We start from the raw sequence: 22,042 nt of genomic DNA, 5'->3' as shown, positions 1-22,042 counted from the left end.
GCGCGGCGTCGTCTGTGCTGTCGGGTATTAAACCCACTCGCGGACTTTCAGAAACTCACTCAAGGCAGCCTCCGGGCTGCCTTCTTTTGGCTCGAAATTATACTCCCAGCGCACCAGCGGCGGCATCGACATCAGAATCGACTCCGTGCGCCCGCCGGTTTGTAGTCCAAACAGCGTGCCGCGATCCCACACCAGGTTGAACTCCACGTAACGCCCGCGACGATAAAGCTGGAACTCACGCTCGCGCACGCCGTAATCCGTCCCTTTGCGCCGTTCGACAATCGGCAGGTAGGCGTCCGTATAGCCTTCGCCAACCGCCTGCATAAAGCTGAACGCCGTATCAAAATCGGGCGCATTCAAATCGTCGAAGAATAATCCGCCAATCCCGCGCTGTTCGTTCCGGTGCTTGAGATAGAAATAGTCGTCGCACCACTTCTTGTACTTCGGATAAACCTCTTCGCCAAAGGGCTGACAAATATCGCGCGCAGTGCGGTGCCAGTGAACGGCGTCCTCTTCAAAGCCGTAGTAGGGCGTTAAATCGAAGCCGCCGCCAAACCACCACACCGGATCGGCACCCGGTTTCTCGGCGATGAAAAAGCGCACGTTGGCGTGGCTGGTGGGCACAAACGGGCTGTGCGGATGAACGACCAATGAGACGCCCATGGCTTCAAAACTGCGTCCGGCCAGCTCCGGGCGATGCGCGGTGGCTGAGGCCGGCATGGCGTCACCGTGAACGTGAGAGAAGTTAACGCCTGCCTGCTCAAACACGCCGCCGTTACGCAGCACGCGGCTGCGCCCGCCGCCGCCAGCCTCGCGCTGCCAGTTGTCTTCCTGAAATTCGCCCCCGTCGACGGCGGCCAGTTTCTGGCAAATCTGATCCTGCAGTTGCAGCAGAAACGCTTTGACCTGCTGAGAGTTCGGTTTCATTTACGTCTCGTCGAATGCGCTTTTTGATTATCAAACCAGTTGAAGTAACTGATCACTCCGGAGGCGATGGCGTTGGCGATCTTCTGGCGAAACGCGGTGGTGCCGAGCAGACGCTCTTCTTCCGGGTTCGTGATGAACGATGTCTCGACCAGCACGGACGGAATTGATGGTGATTTCAGTACCACAAACGCCGCCTGTTCCGTGCCTTTACTGTGCAGGCGATGCACCGGTTTGATCTTCTTTAGAATATGCGACCCGAGCGTCAGGCTGTTTTTGATGGTGTCGGTCTGAACCAGATCGAACAATACCTGCTGCAGGAGATGGTCTTTATCGGTGGTTTTTTTGCCCGCCACTTCATCCGCGCGGTTCTCGCGATCGGATAAGTATTTCGCCATGGCGCTACTCGCACCGCGGTTGGAGAGGGCAAACACCGACGCACCCGCGGCGCTCGGGTTGGTAAATCCATCGGCGTGAATCGACATAAACAGATCCGCGCCGTGCTGGTGGGCGATCTCTACGCGGTCATACAGCGGGATAAAGGTATCGCCGCTGCGCGTCAGACGCGCGTCAATGCCGTTACTGCGCAGAATCGAGCGCACGTTTTTGGCGATCGCCAGCACCACATGTTTCTCTTTCGAGCCGTTGCGACCAATTGCGCCGGTGTCGATTCCGCCGTGTCCCGGATCGAGCATCACCACCCGTTTTGCCCCGGCTTTTTTTACCTTGGGCTTACTGTGTCCATTGCTGGTTTTCAGGGTGCTATCGTCTTTAGCCTGTGCCTGTGCGATGCCTGTTAACGTCAAGGCCGCCAGCCCCGCTTTGAGAACCTGACGACGCGATGTGAGTGTTTTTAAAGGTTTGAATGTGCTCATGCGGCCTGAATTGTAAAAAATTGGGGGTCCTGGTGTTATATCGTATCGCGTTTAGCGTGACGACAGTCCTTGTTGAGAATTGTTTTACTTTTCATTTCAATACGTGACAGAGTGACATTATGCCAAATTTTCGCACATTTTTCGCCGCTTATTGGCTATTGGCGGCGTTCGCGCCATAATCACTGTTTTTAAACCCAAAAAGGCGGTTAATACCATGGAGATACGCGTTTTTCGCCAGGAAGATTTCGAAGAGGTGATTACCCTTTGGGAACGCTGCGATCTGTTGCGTCCGTGGAACGATCCGGAAATGGATATCGAGCGTAAGGTCAATCACGACGTCAGCCTGTTCCTGGTCGCCGAAGTCAACGGTGAAGTGGTGGGGACGGTGATGGGCGGCTACGACGGCCACCGCGGCTCGGCCTATTACCTCGGCGTTCACCCGGAATATCGGGGTCGCGGCATCGCCAACGCGCTGCTCAACCGCCTGGAAAAGAAACTGATTGCCCGCGGCTGCCCTAAGATTCAGATCATGGTGCGCGAAGATAATGATGTGGTGTTGGGGATGTACGAGCGTCTTGGATATGAGCACGCTGATGTCCTGAATTTAGGGAAGCGCCTGATCGAAGATGAAGAATACTGAGTTTCACCCGGCCCACTATGACAGTCAGGGCCGCGTCAAATTGCCCTTTTTATTCTGGTGTGTGCTGCTGCTTCAGGCGCGAACCTGGGTTTTGTTCGTGGTGGCGGGGGCGTCCCGCGATCAGGGAAGTACGCTGCTGAATCTGTTTTATCCCGATCGCGATAACTTCTGGCTCGGGCTGTTGCCCGGCGTCCCGGCGGTGCTGGCCTTTTTACTCAGCGGACGGCGACAGCTTTTTCCGCGCATCTGGTACAGCCTGCGCTGGCTGTTGATTCTCGCCCAGGTGGTGCTGCTGTGCTGGCAGCCGTTGCTGTGGTTTTACGGCGAGCCTCTCGGCGGAATCGGTATTGCGCTGGTCGTGGCGGATATTGTCGCGCTGCTGTGGCTGCTGACGCACCCGCGTCTGCGCGCCAGTTTCACGATAGAAAAAGATTAAAGGCACTTTTTATCGATGCCGGACTCCAACAAGCGTTGAATTAACAAGAAAGGACGTTTCAATGAAATCGCTGCGTTTAGTTTTATGCGCTTTGCCGCTGGTGTTAACCGGATGTTCAACGCTATCGTCAATCTCCTCCATTAACTGGTCGGCGGCCTATCCGTGGAACTGGTTTGGCTCCTCATTCGAAGTGACTGAGAAGGGCGTCGGAAATATTAACGCGACAACGCCGCTGAATCAGGAAGCGATTGAATCCGCCTTAAGCAGTGATTACCGCCTGCGTAGCGGCATGAAAACGGAGAATGGTGCCATTGTGCACTACTTCGAAGCGCTGAAAGACGACAAGCTGGCGCTGATTATCAATGGCGATAAAGGCACCGTAAATCGTGTTGAAGTGCTGGACCGCGATGTGGAGACTGACAGCGGCGTGAAAGTCGGTACGCCATTTAGCGAGCTGTATCAGAAAGCATTCGGCAACTGTGAAAGCGCGGTTGCGGATGAGAAAGTCGCGGTGGAGTGTAAAGCCAAAGACAGCCAGCATATTCGCTATCTCTTCACCGGCGAGTGGAGCGGCCCGGAAGGGTTGATGCCTGCGGACGACACCCTCAAAAACTGGACCGTGAGCAAAATTATCTGGCAGCAGTAATTTGCGCCTGAACAAACCGCCTCGCTGAAATCCAGGTATAATAGCCGCCATCAATGCCACGAACGCGTGGCATCTTTTTTTTCAGGAGGAGCGATGTCTCAGGTTCAGAGTGGCATTTTGCCAGAACATTGCCGCGCGGCGATTTGGATTGAAGCCAATGTTAACGGGGATGTGGATGCCCTGCGTGCGGCCAGCAAAGTATTTGTCGATAAACTGGCCACCTTCCAGGCCAAATTCCCGGATGCGCACCTCGGCGCGGTGGTCGCCTTTGGCAATGACGTCTGGCGTCAGCTGAGCGGCGGCGAAGGCGCTGAAGAGCTGAAAGACTTTATCCCTTACGGGAAAGGTCTGGCACCGGCCACCCAGTACGACGTGCTGATCCATATTTTGTCTCTGCGTCATGACGTCAATTTCTCCGTGGCGCAGGCGGCAGTGGAAGCCTTTGGCGACAGCATCAAGGTGCAGGAAGAGATACATGGTTTCCGCTGGGTAGAAGAGCGCGATCTGAGCGGTTTCGTTGATGGTACCGAAAACCCGGCGGGCGAAGAGACGCGTCGCGAGGTGGCGGTAATCAAAGACGGCGTGGACGCAGGCGGCAGCTACGTGTTTGTGCAGCGCTGGGAACATAACCTCAAGCAGCTTAACCGCATGAGTGTTCACGACCAGGAGATGATGATTGGCCGTACCAAAGAGGCCAACGACGAGATCGACGGCGATGCCCGCCCGGTAACGTCTCACCTGACCCGTGTCGATCTGAAAGAAGACGGTAAAGGGCTGAAGATTGTGCGCCAGAGCCTGCCGTACGGAACGGCGAGCGGCACTCACGGCCTGTACTTCTGCGCCTACTGCGCGCGTCTGTACAATATCGAGCAGCAGCTTCTGAGCATGTTTGGGGACACCGATGGCAAGCGCGACGCGATGCTGCGCTTCACCAAACCGGTGACCGGCGGCTACTACTTCGCACCATCCGTTGAGCGTCTGCTGGCTCTGTAATGCTATAGGCCGGGTAAGCGCATGCGCCACCCGGCACTCACCCCCGCCCCTTATTCCCTTTTCTGCTGGTAAATCACCAAACGGTATATAAAACCGTTACTCCTTTCGTACTCGTTATAAATATTATGGCTATAAGAAAGAGCCATCCCATCAGGCTATTTTAGTTGTCAGTTTGGGCCTGGGCAGCGCTCAGAATCCTCACGCACACCGTGTATGCTCCGGTTCTTCCGCGCTGTCCATGCCCAACTGACTGCAACAATCACGCCTGATGGGATAGATCTACGTCATCACATTGAGAAGGGTGCGCAATGGCCGTTACTGTACTGAAAAAAGGATATCTGGCGCTGGCAGCTTCGCTGTTGCTGGTCGCGCAGGCGCAGGCGACTGAGCTGCTTAACAGTTCCTATGATGTCTCCCGCGAACTGTTTGCCGCCCTGAACCCGCCGTTTGAACAACAGTGGGCGAAAGAAAACAACGGCGACAAGCTGACCATCAAGCAATCTCACGCTGGCTCTTCCAAGCAGGCGCTGGCGATTTTGCAGGGTCTGAAAGCCGATGTGGTGACCTACAACCAGATTACTGATGTGCAGATCCTGCATGACAAAGGCAACCTGATCCCGGCGGACTGGCAGAGCCGTCTGCCGAATAACAGCTCGCCGTTCTACTCGACCATGGCGTTCCTGGTGCGTAAGGGCAACCCGAAAAACATCCATGACTGGAACGATCTGGTGCGTTCAGACGTGAAGCTGATCTTCCCGAATCCAAAAACCTCCGGTAACGCGCGCTATACCTATCTGGCGGCCTGGGGTGCAGCCGACAAAGCGGACGGCGGCGATAAAGCCAAAAACGAGCAGTTTATGACTCAGTTCCTGAGAAACGTGGAAGTGTTCGATACCGGCGGTCGCGGTGCGACCACCACCTTCGTGGAACGCGGGCTGGGCGATGTGTTGATAAGCTTCGAATCGGAAGTGAATAACATCCGTAAACAGTACGAAGCGCAGGGCTTCGAAGTGGTGGTGCCGAAGGTCAATATCTTTGCTGAATTCCCGGTCGCGTGGGTGGACAAGAACGTCAAAGCCAACGGTACGGAGAAAGCGGCGAAGGCGTACCTGAACTATCTCTATAGCCCGCAGGCGCAAACCATCATCACCGACTATTACTATCGCGTGGCGAATCCGGATGTGATGAACAAGCTGAAAGACAAATTCCCGCAGACCGATCTGTTCCGCGTGGAAGACCAGTTTGGCTCCTGGCCTGAGGTGATGAAAACCCACTTCACCACCGGTGGTGAGCTGGACAAACTGTTGGCGGCGGGGCGTAAGTGATGTTTGCAGTCTCCTCCAGACGTGTGCTGCCCGGCTTTACCTTAAGCCTAGGGACCAGCCTGCTGTTCGTCTGTCTGATTTTGCTGTTGCCGTTAAGTGCGCTGGTGATGCAGCTCTCTGAGATGAGCTGGGCCCAGTACTGGGAAGTGATCACTAATCCGCAGGTTGTGGCGGCATATAAGGTCACGCTGCTGTCGGCGTTTGTGGCATCGATTTTCAACGGCGTATTCGGCCTGCTGATGGCGTGGATCTTAACTCGCTATCGTTTCCCCGGCCGCACGCTGCTGGACGCGCTGATGGATTTACCCTTCGCGCTGCCGACGGCGGTGGCGGGTTTGACCCTCGCGTCGCTGTTTTCGGTGAACGGTTTTTACGGCCAGTGGCTGGCGCAGTTTGACATCAAAGTGACCTATACCTGGCTTGGGATCGCGGTGGCGATGGCCTTTACCAGTATTCCGTTCGTGGTGCGTACCGTGCAGCCGGTTCTGGAAGAGCTTGGCCCGGAATATGAAGAGGCCGCGGAAACCCTCGGCGCGACGCGTATTCAGAGCTTCTGCAAAGTGGTGTTACCGGAGCTTTCTCCGGCGCTGCTGGCAGGCGTGGCGCTTTCGTTCACCCGCAGCCTCGGCGAATTTGGCGCAGTGATTTTCATCGCGGGCAACATCGCGTGGAAAACCGAAGTGACCTCGCTGATGATTTTTGTTCGCTTGCAGGAGTTTGACTATCCGGCGGCGAGCGCGATTGCCTCGGTGATCCTGGCCGCATCGCTGCTGCTGTTGTTCTCGATTAACACTCTGCAAAGTCGCTTTGGTCGGCGTGTGGTAGGTCACTGATGGCGGAAGTTACACAATTGAAGCGCTACGACGCTCCCCGCATTAACTGGGGAAAATGGTTCCTGATTGGCACCGGCGTGCTGGTGTCGGCTTTTATTCTCGTTGTCCCGATGGTTTACATCTTCGTGCAGGCGTTCAGCAAAGGGATTATGCCCGCGCTGCAGAACCTGGCTGACCCGGACATGCTGCACGCGATCTGGCTGACGGTGATGATCGCCCTGATTACCGTGCCGGTGAATCTGGTGTTCGGGATTTTGCTGGCGTGGCTGGTGACGCGGTTTAACTTCCCTGGCCGCCAGCTCCTGCTGACGCTGCTGGATATTCCCTTTGCCGTATCGCCGGTGGTTGCCGGTCTGATCTACCTTCTGTTCTACGGCTCTAACGGTCCGTTGGGCGGCTGGCTGGACGAGCACAACCTGCAAATCATGTTCGCCTGGCCGGGCATGGTGCTGGTGACGATTTTTGTGACCTGTCCGTTCGTGGTGCGTGAGCTGGTGCCGGTGATGTTGAGTCAGGGCAGCCACGAAGATGAAGCGGCGATCCTGCTGGGCGCGTCCGGCTGGCAGATGTTCAAGCGCGTGACGCTGCCGAACATCCGCTGGGCGTTGCTGTACGGCGTGGTGCTGACCAACGCGCGTGCGATTGGTGAATTTGGCGCGGTGTCGGTGGTTTCCGGCTCGATTCGCGGTGAAACCCTGTCGCTGCCGCTACAGATTGAATTGCTGGAGCAGGACTATAACACCGTCGGTTCCTTTACCGCCGCAGCCCTGCTGACGCTGATGGCTATTTTGACCTTGTTTTTAAAGAGTGTGGTGCAGTGGCGTTTAGAGAATCAAGAGAAACGCCTGCAGCAGGAGGGAAATCATGAGCATTGAGATTGCCAATATTAAGAAGTCTTTCGGCCGCACCCAGGTGCTGAACGATATCTCGCTGGATATCCCTTCCGGACAGATGGTGGCGCTGCTTGGGCCGTCCGGCTCCGGTAAAACCACGCTGCTGCGTATTATTGCCGGTCTTGAGCATCAGACCAGCGGCCATATTCGCTTCCACGGAACCGATGTCAGCCGCCTGCATGCTCGCGATCGTAAAGTCGGTTTTGTGTTCCAGCATTACGCCCTGTTCCGCCATATGACGGTGTTCGATAACATCGCCTTTGGCCTGACCGTGCTGCCGCGTCGCGAGCGTCCGAATGCCGCGACTATCAAAGCGAAAGTGACCAAACTGCTGGAGATGGTGCAGCTGGCCCATCTCGCCGACCGTTATCCGGCACAGCTTTCCGGTGGGCAGAAACAGCGCGTGGCGCTGGCTCGTGCTCTGGCGGTTGAGCCGCAGATCCTGCTGCTCGACGAACCTTTTGGCGCGCTGGACGCGCAGGTGCGTAAAGAGCTGCGTCGCTGGCTGCGTCAGCTTCACGAGGAGCTGAAATTTACCAGCGTCTTTGTGACGCACGACCAGGAAGAGGCGATGGAAGTGGCCGATCGCGTGGTGGTGATGAGCCAGGGGAATATCGAACAAGTTGATGAGCCGGAACAGCTGTGGCGTGAGCCTGCGACCCGTTTCGTTCTGGAGTTTATGGGCGAAGTGAACCGCATGCAGGGCACCATTCGCGGTGGGCAGTTCCACGTCGGCGCCCACCGCTGGCCGCTGGGTTACACGCCTGCCCATCAGGGACCGGTCGATCTGTTCTTGCGCCCGTGGGAAGTGGACGTCAGTCGCCGCACCAGCCTCGATTCTCCATTGCCGGTGCAGGTGCTTGAGGCTAGCCCTAAAGGGCATTATACACAATTAGTGGTACAACCCCTGGGCTGGTATACCGAGCCATTGACGGTGGTAATGCGTGACGAAGAGGCGCCATCGCGGGGCGATCGCCTGTTTGTCGGCCTGCAGCATGCGCGTATCTATCACGGCAACGAGCGTATCGAGTCGCGCGAGGATCTTGCTCTGGCGGAGTCAGCCTGATAGGTTAAAGTGACGTGGTATTTGCCGGGTGGCGCTGCGCTTACCCGGCCTACAAAACGATCCCTGTAGGCCCGGTAAGCAAAAGCGCCACCGGGCTTTTTATTGGACAGAATTCGTGAACACATTAGAACAAACCATCGGCAACACCCCTCTGGTTAAGCTGCAACGCATGAACCCCGATAATGGCAGCGAAATCTGGGTCAAACTGGAGGGGAATAATCCTGCCGGTTCCGTTAAAGATCGCGCGGCATTGTCGATGATTGTTGAGGCGGAAAAGCGCGGGGAGATTAAGCCCGGCGACGTGCTGATTGAAGCGACCAGCGGTAACACCGGCATTGCGCTGGCGATGATTGCGGCGCTGAAAGGCTATCACATGAAATTGCTGATGCCGGACAACATGAGCCAGGAGCGGCGTGCCGCAATGCGCGCGTATGGCGCTGAGCTGATCCTCGTCACCAAAGAGCAGGGGATGGAAGGGGCACGCGATCTGGCCCTCGACATGGCCCAGCGCGGCGAAGGCACATTGCTGGACCAGTTTAATAATCCCGATAACCCTTACGCGCACTACACCACTACCGGGCCGGAAATCTGGCGCCAGAGCGAAGGGCGCATCAGCCACTTCGTCTCCAGTATGGGCACCACGGGCACCATTACCGGCGTCTCCCGTTTTCTGCGCGAGCAGGAAAAACGGGTCACCATTGTGGGCCTGCAGCCGGAAGAGGGGAGCAGCATTCCGGGGATCCGCCGCTGGCCAGCGGAGTACATGCCGGGGATTTTTAATGCCCAGCTTGTGGACCAGGTGCTGGATATTCATCAGCGTGAAGCGGAAAATACCATGCGTGAACTGGCGGTGCGGGAAGGTATCTTCTGCGGCGTCAGTTCGGGTGGCGCGGTAGCCGGAGCATTACGCGTGGCGCAGGCCTGTCCGGGCGCGGTTGTGGTGGCGATTATTTGCGACCGTGGTGACCGTTATCTGTCTACTGGCGTCTTTGGTGAAGAGAGTTATTCGCAGGGGGCGGGGATTTAAGCGTCATGGAGATGATTTTATTTCGGGATAAAACCCGTGCGCAGCAGACGGATATCGTCGCGGTGCAGTCGCAGGTGGTTTATGGCAGCGTGGGCAACAGCATTGCGGTGCCTAATATCAGACAACATCAGCTGACCGTGACAGCCGTTCCGACGGTGCTGTTCAGCAATACCCCGCATTACGACACCTTTTACGGCGGCGTGATCCCCGACGACTGGTTCAGCGGCTATCTGAAAGCCCTCGAAGAGCGCGATGTGTTGCGCGAGCTGAAAGCGGTGACCACGGGTTATATGGGCAGTGCCAGCCAGATTGCCATTCTGGCTGAGTGGCTGGTGGCCATCAAAGAAAAACACCCTGATTTGTTCGTGCTGGTCGATCCGGTCATTGGTGATATCGACAGCGGGATCTACGTGAAACCCGAAATTCCGCAAGCCTATCGCGAGCATTTACTGCCGCTGGCGCAGGGTATTACGCCGAACGTTTTTGAGCTTGAAGTGTTGAGCGGTCAGCCGTGCCGGACGCCGGAAAGCGCAATTACTGCCGCACAAAGTCTGCTGTCTGACTCACTGAAGTGGGTGGCGATTACCAGTGCGCCGGTGGAATCTGATCCTGAAAATATTCACGTGGTGCTGGTGACGAAGGACGGTGTGACGGTGACGAATCATCCGCGCGTCGCAACCGACCTGAAAGGAACCGGGGATCTGTTCTGCTCTGAGCTGGTAAGCGGCATTGTGCAGGGCAGGGACGTCGCTGAAGCGATACGCCGTGCGGGCGACCGTGTGACAGAGGTGATGAAGTACACCCAGGAAAAAGGCTTTGATGAGCTAATCCTCCCCGCATAAACAAAAATGGCGCCCGAAGGCGCCATTTTTCTGTGCGGCAAGAATTACTTCTTGATGCGGATGACCGGAGTTTCACCCACGGTAACGCTGCCAGACAGTTTGATCAGTTCTTTGATTTCGTCCATGTTGGAGATAACAACCGGAGTCAGGGTAGACTTGGCTTTCTCTTCCAGCAGCGCCAGGTCGAATTCGATGACCGGATCGCCTACTTTCACACGCTGGCCTTCTTCAGCGATACGCTTGAAGCCTTCGCCTTTCAGCTCAACGGTGTCGATACCGAAGTGTACGAACAGTTCGATACCGCTATCAGATTCGATAGAGAACGCATGGTTGGTTTCAAAAATTTTACCGATGGTGCCGTCAACTGGCGCAACCATTTTGTTACCAGTTGGTTTGATAGCAATACCATCACCAACGATTTTTTCGGCAAAAACTACATCCGGCACGTCTTCGATATTGACGATTTCGCCAGACAACGGAGCAATAATCTCAATAGTTCCGGTGTCTTTCTTATCATCAGAAACCAGAGATTTCAGTTTATCGAACAAACCCATGATCTTCTCCTAAGCAGTAATTTGGGCCGCATCTCGTGGATTAGCAGATTGTTTTTTCTTCAATGAACTTGTTAACCAGCGTCATTAACTCGTCCGTTGTCGGTTGAGCAAGAGCCTGCTCTGCTAACACCTTCGCATCTTCGAAGTTCGTGTTACGGATAATCTTCTTAATGCGCGGGATGGAAATGGCGCTCATAGAGAATTCGTCCAGACCCATACCCAGCAACAGAAGTGTAGCACGTTCGTCGCCTGCAAGCTCACCACACATGCCAGTCCATTTACCTTCAGCATGAGAAGCATCAATAACTTGCTTGATTAGCGTGAGTACGGACGGTGACATTGGCTGGTAGAGATGTGAAATCATATCATTACCACGGTCAACTGCCAGGGTGTACTGCGTTAAATCATTGGTGCCGATACTAAAGAAGTCGACTTCTTTGGCCAAATGACGAGCAATCGTTGCTGCCGCTGGTGTTTCCACCATCACGCCCACTTCGATGGTTTCGTCAAAGGCTTTACCTTCGTCGCGCAGTTCCTGTTTGTAGATTTCGATCTCTTTCTTCAGTGCACGCACTTCTTCAACAGAGATGATCATTGGGAACATGATGCGCAGTTTACCGAAAGCGGAAGCACGCAGAATCGCACGAACCTGATCGCGAAGGATCTCTTTACGGTCCATGGCGATACGCACTGCACGCCAGCCCAGGAATGGGTTTTCTTCTTTCGGGAAGTTCATGTACGGCAGCTCTTTGTCGCCACCGATATCCATGGTACGCACGATAACAGCCTGAGAGCCGCATGCTTCGGCAACCGCTTTGTATGCCGCAAACTGCTCTTCTTCAGTAGGCAATGCGTCACGGTCCATGAACAGGAATTCTGTACGGTACAGACCAACACCTTCCGCGCCGTTGCGCTCAGCGCCATCAACGTCACGTACGGTACCGATGTTCGCGCACACTTCAACCTGATGTCCGTCCAGCGTGATGGCTGGCAGATCTTTCAGTTTAGCCAGTTCCGCTTTCTCAGTAGCAACTTGCTCCTGAACGGCACGCAGCTTTTCGATCTCTTCGTTGGTTGGGTTGACGTAAACCAGATTATTTACGGCATCCAGAATCAGATAGTCGTCGTTTTTCACCTGAGAGGTGACGCTACCAGTACCCACGATGGCAGGCAGTTCCAGAGAACGCGCCATGATAGAGGTGTGGGAGGTACGGCCACCGGCGTCGGTGATGAAACCCAGCACCTTGTTCAGGTTCAGCTGTGCGGTTTCAGACGGCGTCAAATCAGCGGCAACCAGGATAACTTCGTCCTGAATGGCGCTAAGGTCGATGATCGCCAGACCCAGGATGTTGCGCAGCAGGCGCTTACCGATGTCACGTACGTCAGCCGCACGTTCTTTCAGGTATTCATCATCCAGTTCTTCGAGGGCAGTCGCCTGACCTTCGATAATTTCATGTGCAGCCGCGTCGGCCGTCATGCCCTTATCTTTAATCAGGGCTATGATTTCCTGCTCCAGCTCCTCATCTTCGAGCAGCATGATATGCCCTTCGAAGATGGCTTCTTTTTCTTCACCGAAAGTTTCGCCAGCTTTAGTTTTGATCGCTTCCAGTTGCGCTGATGCCTTGGCACGACCGCTCAGAAAACGCTCAACTTCCTGATCAACCTTGTCGGCAGAAATTTTTTTCCGGTCGATGACGATCTCGTCTTCTTTCAGCAGAAGTGCTTTGCCGAAAGCGATACCCGGGGATGCTAAAATGCCTGAAATCATAACCCTACCTTACTTGTGACTGATATTGAAAAGAACCCGTAACTTACTCGAGCTCAGCCATCAGTTTTACCAGATGCTCAACTGCTTTCTGCTCGTCTTCGCCTTCTGCGGAGATGGTCACGACGGTACCCTGAGTCAGGCCCAGAGTCTGCAGCTTGAACAGGCTTTTCGCGCTAGCGCTTTTGCCGTTGGAGGTCACAGTGATCTCAGAAGTGAAGCCTTTAGCTTCTTTAACAAACTGAGCAGCAGGGCGGGTGTGCAGACCGTTCGGAGCGGTAATGGTAACTTCTTGCTGGAACATTGTATTTCCCCAACTTATAGGTTTAGTGTTGTGGAACTAAAGTCTAGCCTGGAGGCTTAACTTTAGCCTGTCTTGTTAGCGCTGACGTTTCGCTCGTCATTAAACATTATGCAGTGAAAGCGAGACTTGAACCAAATCATAAAATCGATTCAGCTTCTGTATTTCCCACATTGATTAATTTCGCGCTTCAAAATAATTGTCAGGTTAAATACCAGACCCGACGGGGTGAATCAATGCCAGGAGGAGTAAAAGTTTGACGCAGGCCACAAAAAAGCACCCGTTTGGGTGCTTTTTTACGCGTTATTAACATGCTGGCATTACTGTTGCAGTTCTTTTTCTGTGAACAGATCGGCAAACAATGCAGTGCTTAAATAACGCTCACCCGAGGACGGTAGAATAACCACAATAGTCTTATTGGTAAAGGTTTCATCTTCCTGAAGCTTCAGGGCAGCAGCGACTGCCGCGCCGGAGGAGATACCGGCCAGAATACCTTCTTCGTCCATCAGGCGACGCGCCGTGGAGATCGCCTCTTCGTTGGTGATCGCAACGACTTTATCGATAAGCTTCAGATCCAGGTTACCCGGGATAAAGCCCGCGCCGATACCCTGAATTTTATGTGGACCGGGTTTGATCTCTTCGCCGGCCAGCGCCTGGGCGATAACCGGGGAGTCCGTTGGCTCAACGGCAACGGTGATCAGATCCTTTTTGCCTTTTGTGCCTTTAATATAGCGGCTCACGCCGGTCAGCGTACCGCCGGTACCCACGCCTGAGATAAAGACGTCAACCTGGCCGTCCGTATCCTCCCAGATTTCCGGACCGGTGGTTTTCTCGTGGATTTCCGGGTTTGCCGGGTTGCTGAACTGCTGCAGCAGCAGGTATTTCGCCGGATCGCTGGCGACGATTTCTTCCGCTTTCTGAATGGCACCTTTCATGCCTTTCGCGCCTTCGGTCAGCACCAGATTCGCGCCCAGCGCTTTCAGCAGCTTGCGGCGTTCGATGCTCATGGTTTCTGGCATTGTCAGGGTCAGTTTGTAACCGCGGGCAGCGGCGACGTAGGCCAGAGCGATCCCTGTGTTGCCGCTGGTCGGTTCAACCAGTTCGACGCCAGGCTTCAGAACACCGCGTTTTTCGGCATCCCAAATCATGTTTGCACCGATACGGCATTTTACGCTGAAGCTCGGGTTACGTGATTCTACCTTCGCCAGAATGCGTCCATTACCGATACGGTTCAGTCGAACCAGGGGCGTATGACCGATAGTCAGCGAGTTGTCTTCGTAAATCTTACTCATGGCCTGTCCTTAACTGTATGAAATTGGGATACCGTCCCAGCATACCTGTTGGATAAGTATGGGGAAGTAAGGAAATCGCATATCTATATGCTGCAAGGAAATAATGGCTATCAGTATGGAATAAGGATGGCATAAGCCACCCTTTGTTTACACAGTTTTGCATTACTTCCATAACGCGTGCTTAGCACGATAGCAATCTACCCACATCGCCGTGGCGCCGCAGACCGCGACGGGCATGATGAACAGGTTCAGGACAGGGATCATGGTGAAGAGACTGGTCAGGGCACCAAACTGCATATTGGTGACTTTTTGCGTGCGCAGGGCCGTGCGCATCTCTTTGAATGGCACTTTGTGGTTATCAAACGGGTAGTCGCAATACTGGATAGCCAGCATCCACGCGCTAAACAGGAACCACAGCACAGGCGCCACGGTCTGGCCAATTCCGGGGATAAAGTAAAGGATGAGCAGGACAATAGCGCGCGGCAGATACCAGGCAAACTTCTGCCATTCACGTTTCATGATACGCGGTACGTCTTTCATGATGCCAAGCACACCGGTGTCTGGCGGCGTCGCGCCCGTCAGACGTGCTTCGAGCTGCTCCGCCAGCAGCCCGTTAAACGGCGCGGCTATCCAGTTGGCGATGGTCGAGAAGAAATAGCCAAAAACCAGCAGCACGGAGAGGACCACAATCGGCCACAGCAGATAGCTTAGCCACTGTAGCCAGTCAGGCACGTGGCTCATGATAGAGGGAACCCAGCTTTCGAGTTGGGTAAACAGCCACCAGAAAGCGCCGCCCATCAGCAAAATGTTGATCAGTAGAGGCAGAATCACAAAGCGGCGGATCCCAGGCAGGGTGACCAGCTTCCATCCCTGAGAAAAATAGCCGATACCGCTGCGCGGAGTCGTTGTTGATGTCGAAACCATAACCAGGCTGTACTCCTTTTTTCACAACCAGTGGAATTACACGCCTATATTATCGGGTTGTGGACCAATAACCAGTTCGGAAATGTTCGAAAAAACAGCAAAAAGCACGATTTCGTTCATCTTTATGCTTTGAATGCTCTGCACGCACTTGCACTTGACGTAATCGGCAAATACTCTTAGTGAGTAAATGTTTGCCGTGGTGGCAAGGTGTTAGAACAACAGAGAATATAATGATGCAGGATTTGCGTCTGATATTAATCATTGTTGGCGCGATCGCCATACTCGCTTTACTGGTACATGGTTTCTGGACCAGCCGTAAAGAACGCTCCTCGATGTTTCGCGATCGCCCACTGAAGCGCATGAAGTCCAGTCGTCACGACGATGATGGCGATGACGTCATTGACGATAACGACGACGAAGGCGTGGGTGAAGTGCGCGTTCATCGCGTTAATACTGCTGCGCCTGCCGCAGGCCATGGGGAGCATGAAGCACCTCGTCAGCCTCCGCAGCATCAGTATCAGCCGCCGTACGCGTCAGCTCAGCCGCGCCAGCCCGCGCCACAGCCTGTGGAAGAGCCGGTGCGTCAGCCGCAACCGCAAGCGCCTGTACAGCAACCCGTGCAGCAGCCGGTGCAGCCTCAGCCCGTTTCGCAACCCGTGCAACCGCCGCGTCCTGCTCAGCCGCTGACGCCAGAAATGCCGCCGCAGACTGTTCATACTCCACCTGCGCCGCAGCCAGAACCGGAGCCGTTTGTTGAACCGGAACCGGTGATCGAAGAAGCGCCAGTGGTCGAAAAACCGCAGCGTAAGGAAACGGTCATCATTATGAACGTGGCCGCGCATCACGGAACTCAGCTCAATGGCGACGTGCTGCTCAACAGCATCCAGCAGGCGGGCTTCAAGTTTGGTGACATGAACATTTTCCACCGTCATCTTAGCCCGGACGGAAGTGGCCCTGCGCTGTTCAGTCTGGCGAATATGGTTAATCCGGGGACCTTTGATCCGGAAATGACCGGTGATTTCACCACGCCGGGCATCACAATCTTTATGCAGGTGCCGTCCTACGGGGACGAACTGCAAAACTTTAAGCTGATGCTTCAATCCGCCCAGCATATCGCCGATGAAGTCGGTGGCGTGGTACTCGACGACCAGCGTCGAATGATGACGCCGCAGAAACTGCGCGAATATCAGGATCGCATCCGCGAAGTAAAGGAAGCTAACGCGTAATCTCTGCGTTCTCTTCCACGTCTCCTCAACCCCCGCCTGTCGGGGGTTTTTCTCATTGATGGTGCGCTATGGACTCAATCGAACAAAAAATTACTCACCTAAGAACCACACTTCGCCATCATGAATACCTGTATCACGTGATGGATGCACCGGAGGTTCCGGATGCGGAGTATGACCGCCTGATGCGCGAACTGCGCGAGCTGGAAACAGAATATCCCGATCTCATCACCCCTGATTCACCGACGCAGCGCGTCGGCGCCGCTCCGCTGGCCTCTTTCAGCCAGGTTCGCCATGAAGTGCCGATGCTGTCGCTGGATAACGTCTTCGACGAAGAGAGCTTTCTCGCGTTTAACAAGCGTGTTCAGGACCGCCTGAAAAGCGCCGACGTTTTGACCTGGTGCTGCGAGCTGAAGCTCGACGGCCTGGCGGTGAGCATTCTGTATGAGAACGGCATTCTGGTGCGGGCCGCTACGCGCGGCGATGGCACCACGGGTGAGGACATCACCACTAACGTACGTACTATCCGCGCCATTCCGTTAAAGCTGCGCGGCGATAACATCCCGGCGCGTCTTGAAGTGCGCGGTGAAGTGTTCCTCCCGCAGGCGGGCTTTGAGAAGATTAACGATGAAGCGCGCCGCACCGGTGGCAAAGTCTTTGCTAACCCGCGTAATGCAGCTGCTGGCTCAATTCGCCAGCTAGATCCGCGCATCACGGCGAAGCGACCGCTGACGTTCTTCTGCTACGGCGTAGGGATTCTTGAAGGCGGCGAGCTGCCTGATACCCATCTGGGCCGTCTGCTGCAGTTTAAAGAGTGGGGCCTGCCGGTCAGCAATCGCGTGCAGCTCTGCGACTCACCGGAAGCGGTGCTGGCGTTTTATCGTCAGGTCGAAGAAGACCGCCCGACGCTGGGGTTTGATATCGATGGCGTGGTCATCAAAGTGAACTCGCTGGCGCTTCAGGAACAATTAGGTTTTGTGGCGCGAGCGCCGCGCTGGGCGGTGGCGTTTAAATTCCCTGCTCAGGAGCAGATGACCTTCGTGCGCGACGTTGAGTTCCAGGTCGGGCGTACGGGTGCGATTACGCCGGTTGCACGTCTGGAGCCGGTTCAGGTTGCGGGCGTACTGGTGAGTAATGCCACCTTACATAATGCCGACGAGATCGCGCGTCTGGGTCTTCGAATTGGCGATAAAGTGGTGATTCGCCGCGCGGGGGATGTGATCCCGCAGGTGGTTAACGTCGTTGAGTCTGAGCGCCCTGACGACACGCGCGCCATCGAATTCCCGGCCCACTGCCCGGTATGCGGTTCTGACGTCGAACGCGTGGAAGGTGAGGCGGTCACGCGCTGCACCGGCGGGTTAATTTGTGGGGCGCAGCGCAAAGAAGCGCTCAAGCATTTCGTCTCGCGCAGAGCGATGGACGTGGACGGGATGGGCGATAAGATTATTGATCAACTGGTCGAGAAAGAGTACGTCCACACGCCTGCGGATCTGTTCCGCCTGACGGCGGGCAAGCTGACCGGGCTGGATCGCATGGGGCCAAAATCGGCGCAAAACGTGGTCAATGCGCTGGAAAAAGCCAAAGAGACGACCTTCGCACGTTTCCTGTACGCGCTGGGTATCCGTGAAGTTGGTGAAGCGACAGCCGCCGGGCTGGCAGCCCATTTTGGCACCCTGGAGCAGCTTGAGAAAGCCTCGATTGAGGAGCTGCAAAAAGTGCCGGACGTGGGTATCGTTGTTGCGACGCATGTCTTTAACTTCTTTGCGGAAGAGAGCAACCGTGAGGTGATTGGCAAGCTGCTGGAGGAGGGCATTCACTGGCCTGCCCCGGTGGTGGTTAACGCCGACGAAATCGACAGCCCCTTTGCGGGCAAAACCGTGGTACTCACCGGCAGTTTGAGTCAACTCTCCCGTGACGACGCCAAAGCGCGTCTGGTAGCGTTAGGAGCAAAAGTGGCGGGCAGCGTGTCGAAGAAAACGGATCTGGTGATTGCAGGCGAGGCGGCTGGCTCCAAGCTTGCGAAAGCACAAGAGCTGGGCATTGACGTCATTGACGAAGCGGAAATGCTGCGCCTGTTAGGAGAGTAACGTGGAGAAAGAACAGCTCATCGACATCGCTAACACCGAAATGCCGTTCGGGAAATACAAAGGCCGTCGATTGATTGATGTGCCGGAAGAGTATTTGCTGTGGTTCGCGCGGAAAGATGAATTTCCGGCAGGGCGACTGGGTGAGCTAATGGCGATTACGCTGCTCATCAAAACCGAAGGGCTGAGCCATCTGGTTCAGCCCCTCAAACGTCCTTAAGCTTTCGCGGCGCGGGTCTCTTCCTGCGCCAGCTTTTCCGTCTGGCGCTTGTAACGGCGCGCCATCACCGCGCAGACCATCAGCTGGATCTGGTGGAAAATCATCAGCGGCAGCACCATCATCCCAATCACTGACGTCGGGAAGAGAATATTCGCCATCGGAATGCCGTTGGCGAGACTCTTCTTCGAGCCGCAGAACACAATGGTAATTTCATCCGCCTTATTGAAGCCAAACTTGCGGGCGGCAAAAGTATTCACCGCAATCACAATCGCCAGCAGAACGATGCTCACGAGCGCAATGAACAGAAGTGAGCCGATGCCAACTTTATGCCAGATGCCGTTCACCACGGCTTCGCCAAAGGCGGAGTAGACCACTAACAGGATGGAGGTCTGGTCGGTTTTGCCAATCCACTTTTTGTTTCTGGCGACGAAATCCCCCGTCCACGGGCGAGAAAGGTGTCCCAGCACGAACGGCAGCAGCAGTTGCAGACAGATTTTCCCGACCTGCTCGAGATTACCCTCAGCGCCGTGCATGTTCATCAGCAGGCCCACCAGCAGCGGCGACACAAAAATCCCCAACAGACTCGACGCAGAGGCGGAACAGACCGCCGCGGCGACGTTACCGCCTGCCAGCGAGGTAAATGCGATAGCTGACTGTACGGTCGCGGGGAGAATGCACAGATACAGGAAGCCAGTATAGAGAGCCGGATCGACGTTGACCGGCGCCCACCAGGCGAAAAGCACGCCCAGTACCGGGAACAAGATGAAGGTGCTGCACATCACCCACAGGTGCAGCCGCCAGTGGCTTCCCCCGGCGATAATGGCCTCACGAGACAGCTTTGCGCCGTGCATAAAAAAGAGCAGGGCGATGGCCGCAGTGGTCAGGCCTTCAATGAAGGGAACAAAACTGCCGCGTGCCGGGAAGAAAGAGGCCAGCAGAACGACAGCAATCAGCGTGAGGGTAAAGGGATCGAGAACACGAAACAGTTTCATAAATGCTCCTGAAATCAGATTTCGCTATTGTGCTTTGTTCCCTTTGAGAAATAAAATCGATTTATTGCATCCATTCATGAATTAAACAGATGAATTACTCTTTGCGTCAGCTTCGCGTTTTTGTCACCGTCGCTCAGGCTCGCAGCTTTAGCCGCGCCGGAGAGATGATCGGCCTGAGTCAGTCGGCGGTTAGCCACAGTGTGAAAGAGCTGGAATCACAGACGGGTGTGCGCCTGCTTGATCGCACCACCCGCGAAGTGGTGCTCACCGAGGCGGGGCAACAGCTGGCTGCGCGTCTGGAACGGTTGCTGGATGAGCTAAACAGCACCTTGCGCGATGTGGGCAGAGTGGGGCAGCAACTTTCCGGGACGGTGCGCGTCGCCGCCAGTCAGACCATTTCAGCGCATCTGATCCCGCAATGTATCGCTGAAAGTAACCGTCGCTATCCCGATATCGATTTTGTACTTCACGACAGGCCGCAGCAGTGGGTTCTGGAGAGTATCAGGCAAGGCGACGTCGATTTTGGGATTGTGATCGATCCCGGTCCGGTGACGGATCTGGAGTGCGAAGTGGTGCTGTCAGAGCCGTTTTTACTGCTGTGTCGCGACGATGACCCGCTGGCCGCGATGGAAAAAGTGACGTGGCAGGCGTTACAGGGGGCAAATCTGGTATTGCAGGATTATGCATCAGGGAGCCGTCCGCTGATTGACGCGGCGCTGGCACAGCAGCGGGTGAATGCGACGATCGTTCAGGAGATTGGTCATCCCGCCACGCTCTTTCCGATGGTTGAGGCCGGGATTGGGATCAGCGTGTTACCTGCGCTGGCCTTACCGCTGCCGCAGGGCAGTCGCTTAGTCGTAAAGCGTTTCACGCCCTGTATTGAACGTAAGCTGATGCTGGTGCGACGAAAAAATCGCTCACTCTCTGGTGCGGCTCATGCGCTTTGGGAGGTGGTACGTATGCAGGCACAGCGGTTAATGGAGGCCCGCATACGCGATCCGTTATTTAACGCGCCGAACGATTAGACGTAGATATCGATCTGATGCTCTGCGGAAGGTGAGTTTACGCCTTCTGCTCTGGCCTGTTTTTGCTCTTGTTTTTTCTGGCTTTCTTCGGCCTGCTCACGCTGTAACTGCGCCAGCTGAGCCTGTAGCATTTTGATTTGCGACTGAAGAAGCTCCTGCTGCTTTTTCTTGTCTTCGGTACTGCCGCTGCCGTTCGCAACATCCTTCAGCTGCTGAGTCAGCTTAGTGATTTGCGATGTCAGACGGCTGATTTGCGATGCGATATCGCTGCTGCCGGAGCTACCGCCGCCGCTGCTTGTGCTGCCTGTCTGCACTGATGGAGTTGATGCCTGGATTGTTGTCATTTTAAATCCTCTCGCCATAAAACAAGCATATCGGCATAAAAATCCATAGCTTGAGGGAACCTGCCAGATCTGGGAGGGGAGATGCGCCTGAAATAGGGCAAGTATCTTAAGCGGAGCGCCAGCGGATAATCGACTTTGGGGTCATGAATTGCGCATAGCAAAAAGGCGCCTTTAGGGCGCCTTTCTACATTGGTGGGTCGTGCAGGATTCGAACCTGCGACCAATTGATTAAAAGTCAACTGCTCTACCAACTGAGCTAACGACCCGAATGGTGGGTGATGACGGGCTCGAACCGCCGACCCCCTCCGTGTAAAGGAGGTGCTCTACCAACTGAGCTAATCACCCATTTCGGTACTACTAAAACAAGATTTAAGAATGGTGGGCGATGACGGGCTCGAACCGCCGACCCCCTCCGTGTAAAGGAGATGCTCTACCAACTGAGCTAATCGCCCAATCTTAAATTCTTATCTACACTGCGGTATCTACGTAAAGTAGATGGTGGGTGATGACGGGCTCGAACCGCCGACCCCCTCCGTGTAAAGGAGGTGCTCTACCAACTGAGCTAATCACCCCCGCTGTGTGGAGTCGCATTATAGGGAGAGTTGAAAATGAGTCAACGCCTTTTCTAAAGATTTTGTTTGTTCGTCGTAAAATTAAACAAACGGATCACAAAATGTCCCGCGCAGCATGATTTCTAAACAAATTTCGCAAACCTGCATGTCAATCAGGCAACATCATTGAGGAATCGCCCCACAGTGATAGAATATTGCCCATTGTTTTTTTCCCAGCATTTGCCGGTCGTCGGCATCTTTATAACG

General features: G+C 55.0%; 23 protein-coding genes and 4 tRNA genes. 14 read left to right on the top strand and 13 right to left on the bottom strand.

What is annotated here, in order from left to right:
- Positions 1-27: 27 nt before the first annotated feature.
- Positions 28-927 (bottom strand): oxygen-dependent coproporphyrinogen oxidase, encoded by a 900-nt coding sequence (hemF, locus tag C0560_RS14695; RefSeq protein WP_100779365.1) that lies wholly within the window; start codon positions 925-927, stop codon positions 28-30.
- A complete protein-coding gene (amiA, locus tag C0560_RS14690; RefSeq protein WP_102104949.1) occupies positions 924-1,799 on the bottom strand; it encodes an N-acetylmuramoyl-L-alanine amidase AmiA in 876 nt (291 codons plus the stop codon). Before amiA ends, hemF begins: the two co-directional genes overlap by 4 nt.
- Before the next feature lie 214 nt (positions 1,800-2,013).
- On the opposite strand from amiA, the gene C0560_RS14685 reads away from it, so the two are divergent.
- The 10 genes from C0560_RS14685 (at position 2,014) to pdxK (ending at position 10,500) form a co-directional block, all read left to right on the top strand.
- Entirely contained in the window at positions 2,014-2,439 is a 426-nt protein-coding gene (locus tag C0560_RS14685; protein ID WP_047624910.1) for a GNAT family acetyltransferase, read from the top strand.
- Positions 2,426-2,875 carry a DUF2919 domain-containing protein gene (locus tag C0560_RS14680; protein ID WP_102104948.1) on the top strand — a complete coding sequence of 150 codons (450 nt, stop codon included), beginning with the start codon at positions 2,426-2,428 and terminating at the stop codon, positions 2,873-2,875. Before C0560_RS14685 ends, C0560_RS14680 begins: the two co-directional genes overlap by 14 nt.
- A 61-nt stretch (positions 2,876-2,936) precedes the next feature.
- Positions 2,937-3,521, top strand: coding sequence for an RpoE-regulated lipoprotein (locus C0560_RS14675; RefSeq protein ID WP_123427134.1), 585 nt, complete (start codon positions 2,937-2,939; stop codon positions 3,519-3,521).
- 93 nt (positions 3,522-3,614) lie between these two features.
- Positions 3,615-4,514: a Dyp-type peroxidase gene (locus C0560_RS14670; protein ID WP_248858856.1), complete on the top strand. Its 900-nt coding sequence runs from the start codon at positions 3,615-3,617 to the stop codon at positions 4,512-4,514.
- Between the two features lie 308 nt (positions 4,515-4,822).
- A complete protein-coding gene (locus C0560_RS14665; protein ID WP_248858854.1) occupies positions 4,823-5,839 on the top strand; it encodes a sulfate ABC transporter substrate-binding protein in 1,017 nt (338 codons plus the stop codon).
- Positions 5,839-6,672, top strand: a complete 834-nt coding sequence (gene cysT, locus C0560_RS14660) for a sulfate/thiosulfate ABC transporter permease CysT (RefSeq protein ID WP_100779371.1) — start codon at positions 5,839-5,841, stop codon at positions 6,670-6,672. Before C0560_RS14665 ends, cysT begins: the two co-directional genes overlap by 1 nt.
- The gene (gene cysW / locus C0560_RS14655; RefSeq protein ID WP_100779372.1) at positions 6,672-7,547 is read left to right on the top strand and encodes a sulfate/thiosulfate ABC transporter permease CysW; all 876 of its coding nucleotides are present in this window, start codon (positions 6,672-6,674) and stop codon (positions 7,545-7,547) included. The genes cysT and cysW overlap by 1 nt, the downstream gene beginning before the upstream one ends.
- Entirely contained in the window at positions 7,537-8,631 is a 1,095-nt protein-coding gene (cysA, locus tag C0560_RS14650) for a sulfate/thiosulfate ABC transporter ATP-binding protein CysA (RefSeq protein WP_100779373.1), read from the top strand. Before cysW ends, cysA begins: the two co-directional genes overlap by 11 nt.
- Positions 8,632-8,746: 115 nt before the next feature.
- The gene (gene cysM, locus C0560_RS14645) at positions 8,747-9,658 is read left to right on the top strand and encodes a cysteine synthase CysM (protein WP_248858851.1); all 912 of its coding nucleotides are present in this window, start codon (positions 8,747-8,749) and stop codon (positions 9,656-9,658) included.
- A gap of 5 nt (positions 9,659-9,663) precedes the next feature.
- The gene (gene pdxK, locus C0560_RS14640) at positions 9,664-10,500 is read left to right on the top strand and encodes a pyridoxine/pyridoxal/pyridoxamine kinase (RefSeq protein WP_123427138.1); all 837 of its coding nucleotides are present in this window, start codon (positions 9,664-9,666) and stop codon (positions 10,498-10,500) included.
- A 44-nt stretch (positions 10,501-10,544) separates the two neighbouring features.
- Here pdxK and crr read toward each other — a convergent pair whose 3' ends face one another.
- The 5 genes from crr to cysZ form a co-directional block, all read right to left on the bottom strand.
- Entirely contained in the window at positions 10,545-11,054 is a 510-nt protein-coding gene (gene crr, locus C0560_RS14635; protein ID WP_049841435.1) for a PTS glucose transporter subunit IIA, read from the bottom strand.
- Positions 11,055-11,094: 40 nt separating this feature from the next.
- On the bottom strand, positions 11,095-12,822 hold the full coding sequence (gene ptsI / locus C0560_RS14630) for a phosphoenolpyruvate-protein phosphotransferase PtsI (RefSeq protein WP_100779376.1): 1,728 nt from the start codon (positions 12,820-12,822) through the stop codon (positions 11,095-11,097).
- A 43-nt stretch (positions 12,823-12,865) separates the two neighbouring features.
- The gene (gene ptsH, locus C0560_RS14625) at positions 12,866-13,123 is read right to left on the bottom strand and encodes a phosphocarrier protein Hpr (protein ID WP_000487600.1); all 258 of its coding nucleotides are present in this window, start codon (positions 13,121-13,123) and stop codon (positions 12,866-12,868) included.
- A 317-nt stretch (positions 13,124-13,440) separates the two neighbouring features.
- Positions 13,441-14,412 (bottom strand): cysteine synthase A, encoded by a 972-nt coding sequence (gene cysK, locus C0560_RS14620; RefSeq protein WP_102104941.1) that lies wholly within the window; start codon positions 14,410-14,412, stop codon positions 13,441-13,443.
- A 162-nt stretch (positions 14,413-14,574) separates the two neighbouring features.
- On the bottom strand, positions 14,575-15,336 hold the full coding sequence (gene cysZ, locus C0560_RS14615) for a sulfate transporter CysZ (RefSeq protein ID WP_100779378.1): 762 nt from the start codon (positions 15,334-15,336) through the stop codon (positions 14,575-14,577).
- Positions 15,337-15,566: 230 nt separating this feature from the next.
- Here cysZ and zipA point away from each other — a divergent pair, with 230 nt between their 5' ends.
- The 3 genes from zipA (at position 15,567) to C0560_RS14600 (ending at position 18,863) form a co-directional block, all read left to right on the top strand.
- Complete coding sequence (zipA, locus tag C0560_RS14610; RefSeq protein WP_100779379.1) at positions 15,567-16,562, top strand: cell division protein ZipA; 996 nt, start codon at positions 15,567-15,569, stop codon at positions 16,560-16,562.
- Positions 16,563-16,630: 68 nt separating this feature from the next.
- Entirely contained in the window at positions 16,631-18,646 is a 2,016-nt protein-coding gene (ligA, locus tag C0560_RS14605; RefSeq protein WP_248858849.1) for an NAD-dependent DNA ligase LigA, read from the top strand.
- A 1-nt stretch (position 18,647) separates the two neighbouring features.
- Positions 18,648-18,863, top strand: a complete 216-nt coding sequence (locus C0560_RS14600; protein ID WP_100779381.1) for a DUF3820 family protein — start codon at positions 18,648-18,650, stop codon at positions 18,861-18,863.
- On the opposite strand, the gene C0560_RS14595 is transcribed toward C0560_RS14600, so the two are convergent.
- Positions 18,860-19,855 carry a bile acid:sodium symporter family protein gene (locus C0560_RS14595; RefSeq protein WP_100779382.1) on the bottom strand — a complete coding sequence of 332 codons (996 nt, stop codon included), beginning with the start codon at positions 19,853-19,855 and terminating at the stop codon, positions 18,860-18,862. The genes C0560_RS14600 and C0560_RS14595 overlap by 4 nt on opposite strands.
- A gap of 89 nt (positions 19,856-19,944) precedes the next feature.
- Here C0560_RS14595 and C0560_RS14590 point away from each other — a divergent pair, with 89 nt between their 5' ends.
- Positions 19,945-20,880, top strand: coding sequence for a LysR family transcriptional regulator (locus C0560_RS14590; RefSeq protein WP_123427147.1), 936 nt, complete (start codon positions 19,945-19,947; stop codon positions 20,878-20,880).
- Here the strand turns inward: C0560_RS14590 and C0560_RS14585 are convergent.
- The 5 genes from C0560_RS14585 to C0560_RS14565 form a co-directional block, all read right to left on the bottom strand.
- The gene (locus C0560_RS14585; protein ID WP_100779384.1) at positions 20,877-21,224 is read right to left on the bottom strand and encodes a FlxA-like family protein; all 348 of its coding nucleotides are present in this window, start codon (positions 21,222-21,224) and stop codon (positions 20,877-20,879) included. The two genes, C0560_RS14590 and C0560_RS14585, sit on opposite strands and share 4 nt — an antisense overlap.
- 190 nt (positions 21,225-21,414) lie before the next feature.
- Positions 21,415-21,490: transfer RNA gene (locus C0560_RS14580), tRNA-Lys, on the bottom strand.
- 3 nt (positions 21,491-21,493) lie between these two features.
- A tRNA-Val gene (locus C0560_RS14575) sits at positions 21,494-21,569 on the bottom strand.
- Between the two features lie 31 nt (positions 21,570-21,600).
- Positions 21,601-21,676, bottom strand: a tRNA-Val gene (locus tag C0560_RS14570).
- Between the two features lie 44 nt (positions 21,677-21,720).
- Positions 21,721-21,796: transfer RNA gene (locus tag C0560_RS14565), tRNA-Val, on the bottom strand.
- Positions 21,797-22,042: the final 246 nt, after the last annotated feature.

This window comes from Lelliottia sp. AC1 (assembly GCF_023278595.1).
In the GTDB taxonomy this organism is placed as follows: Bacteria; Pseudomonadota; Gammaproteobacteria; order Enterobacterales; family Enterobacteriaceae; genus Enterobacter; species Enterobacter nimipressuralis.
Note: the sequence above shows the minus strand (reverse complement) of the source record. Positions and strands in the feature narration are given on the sequence as shown.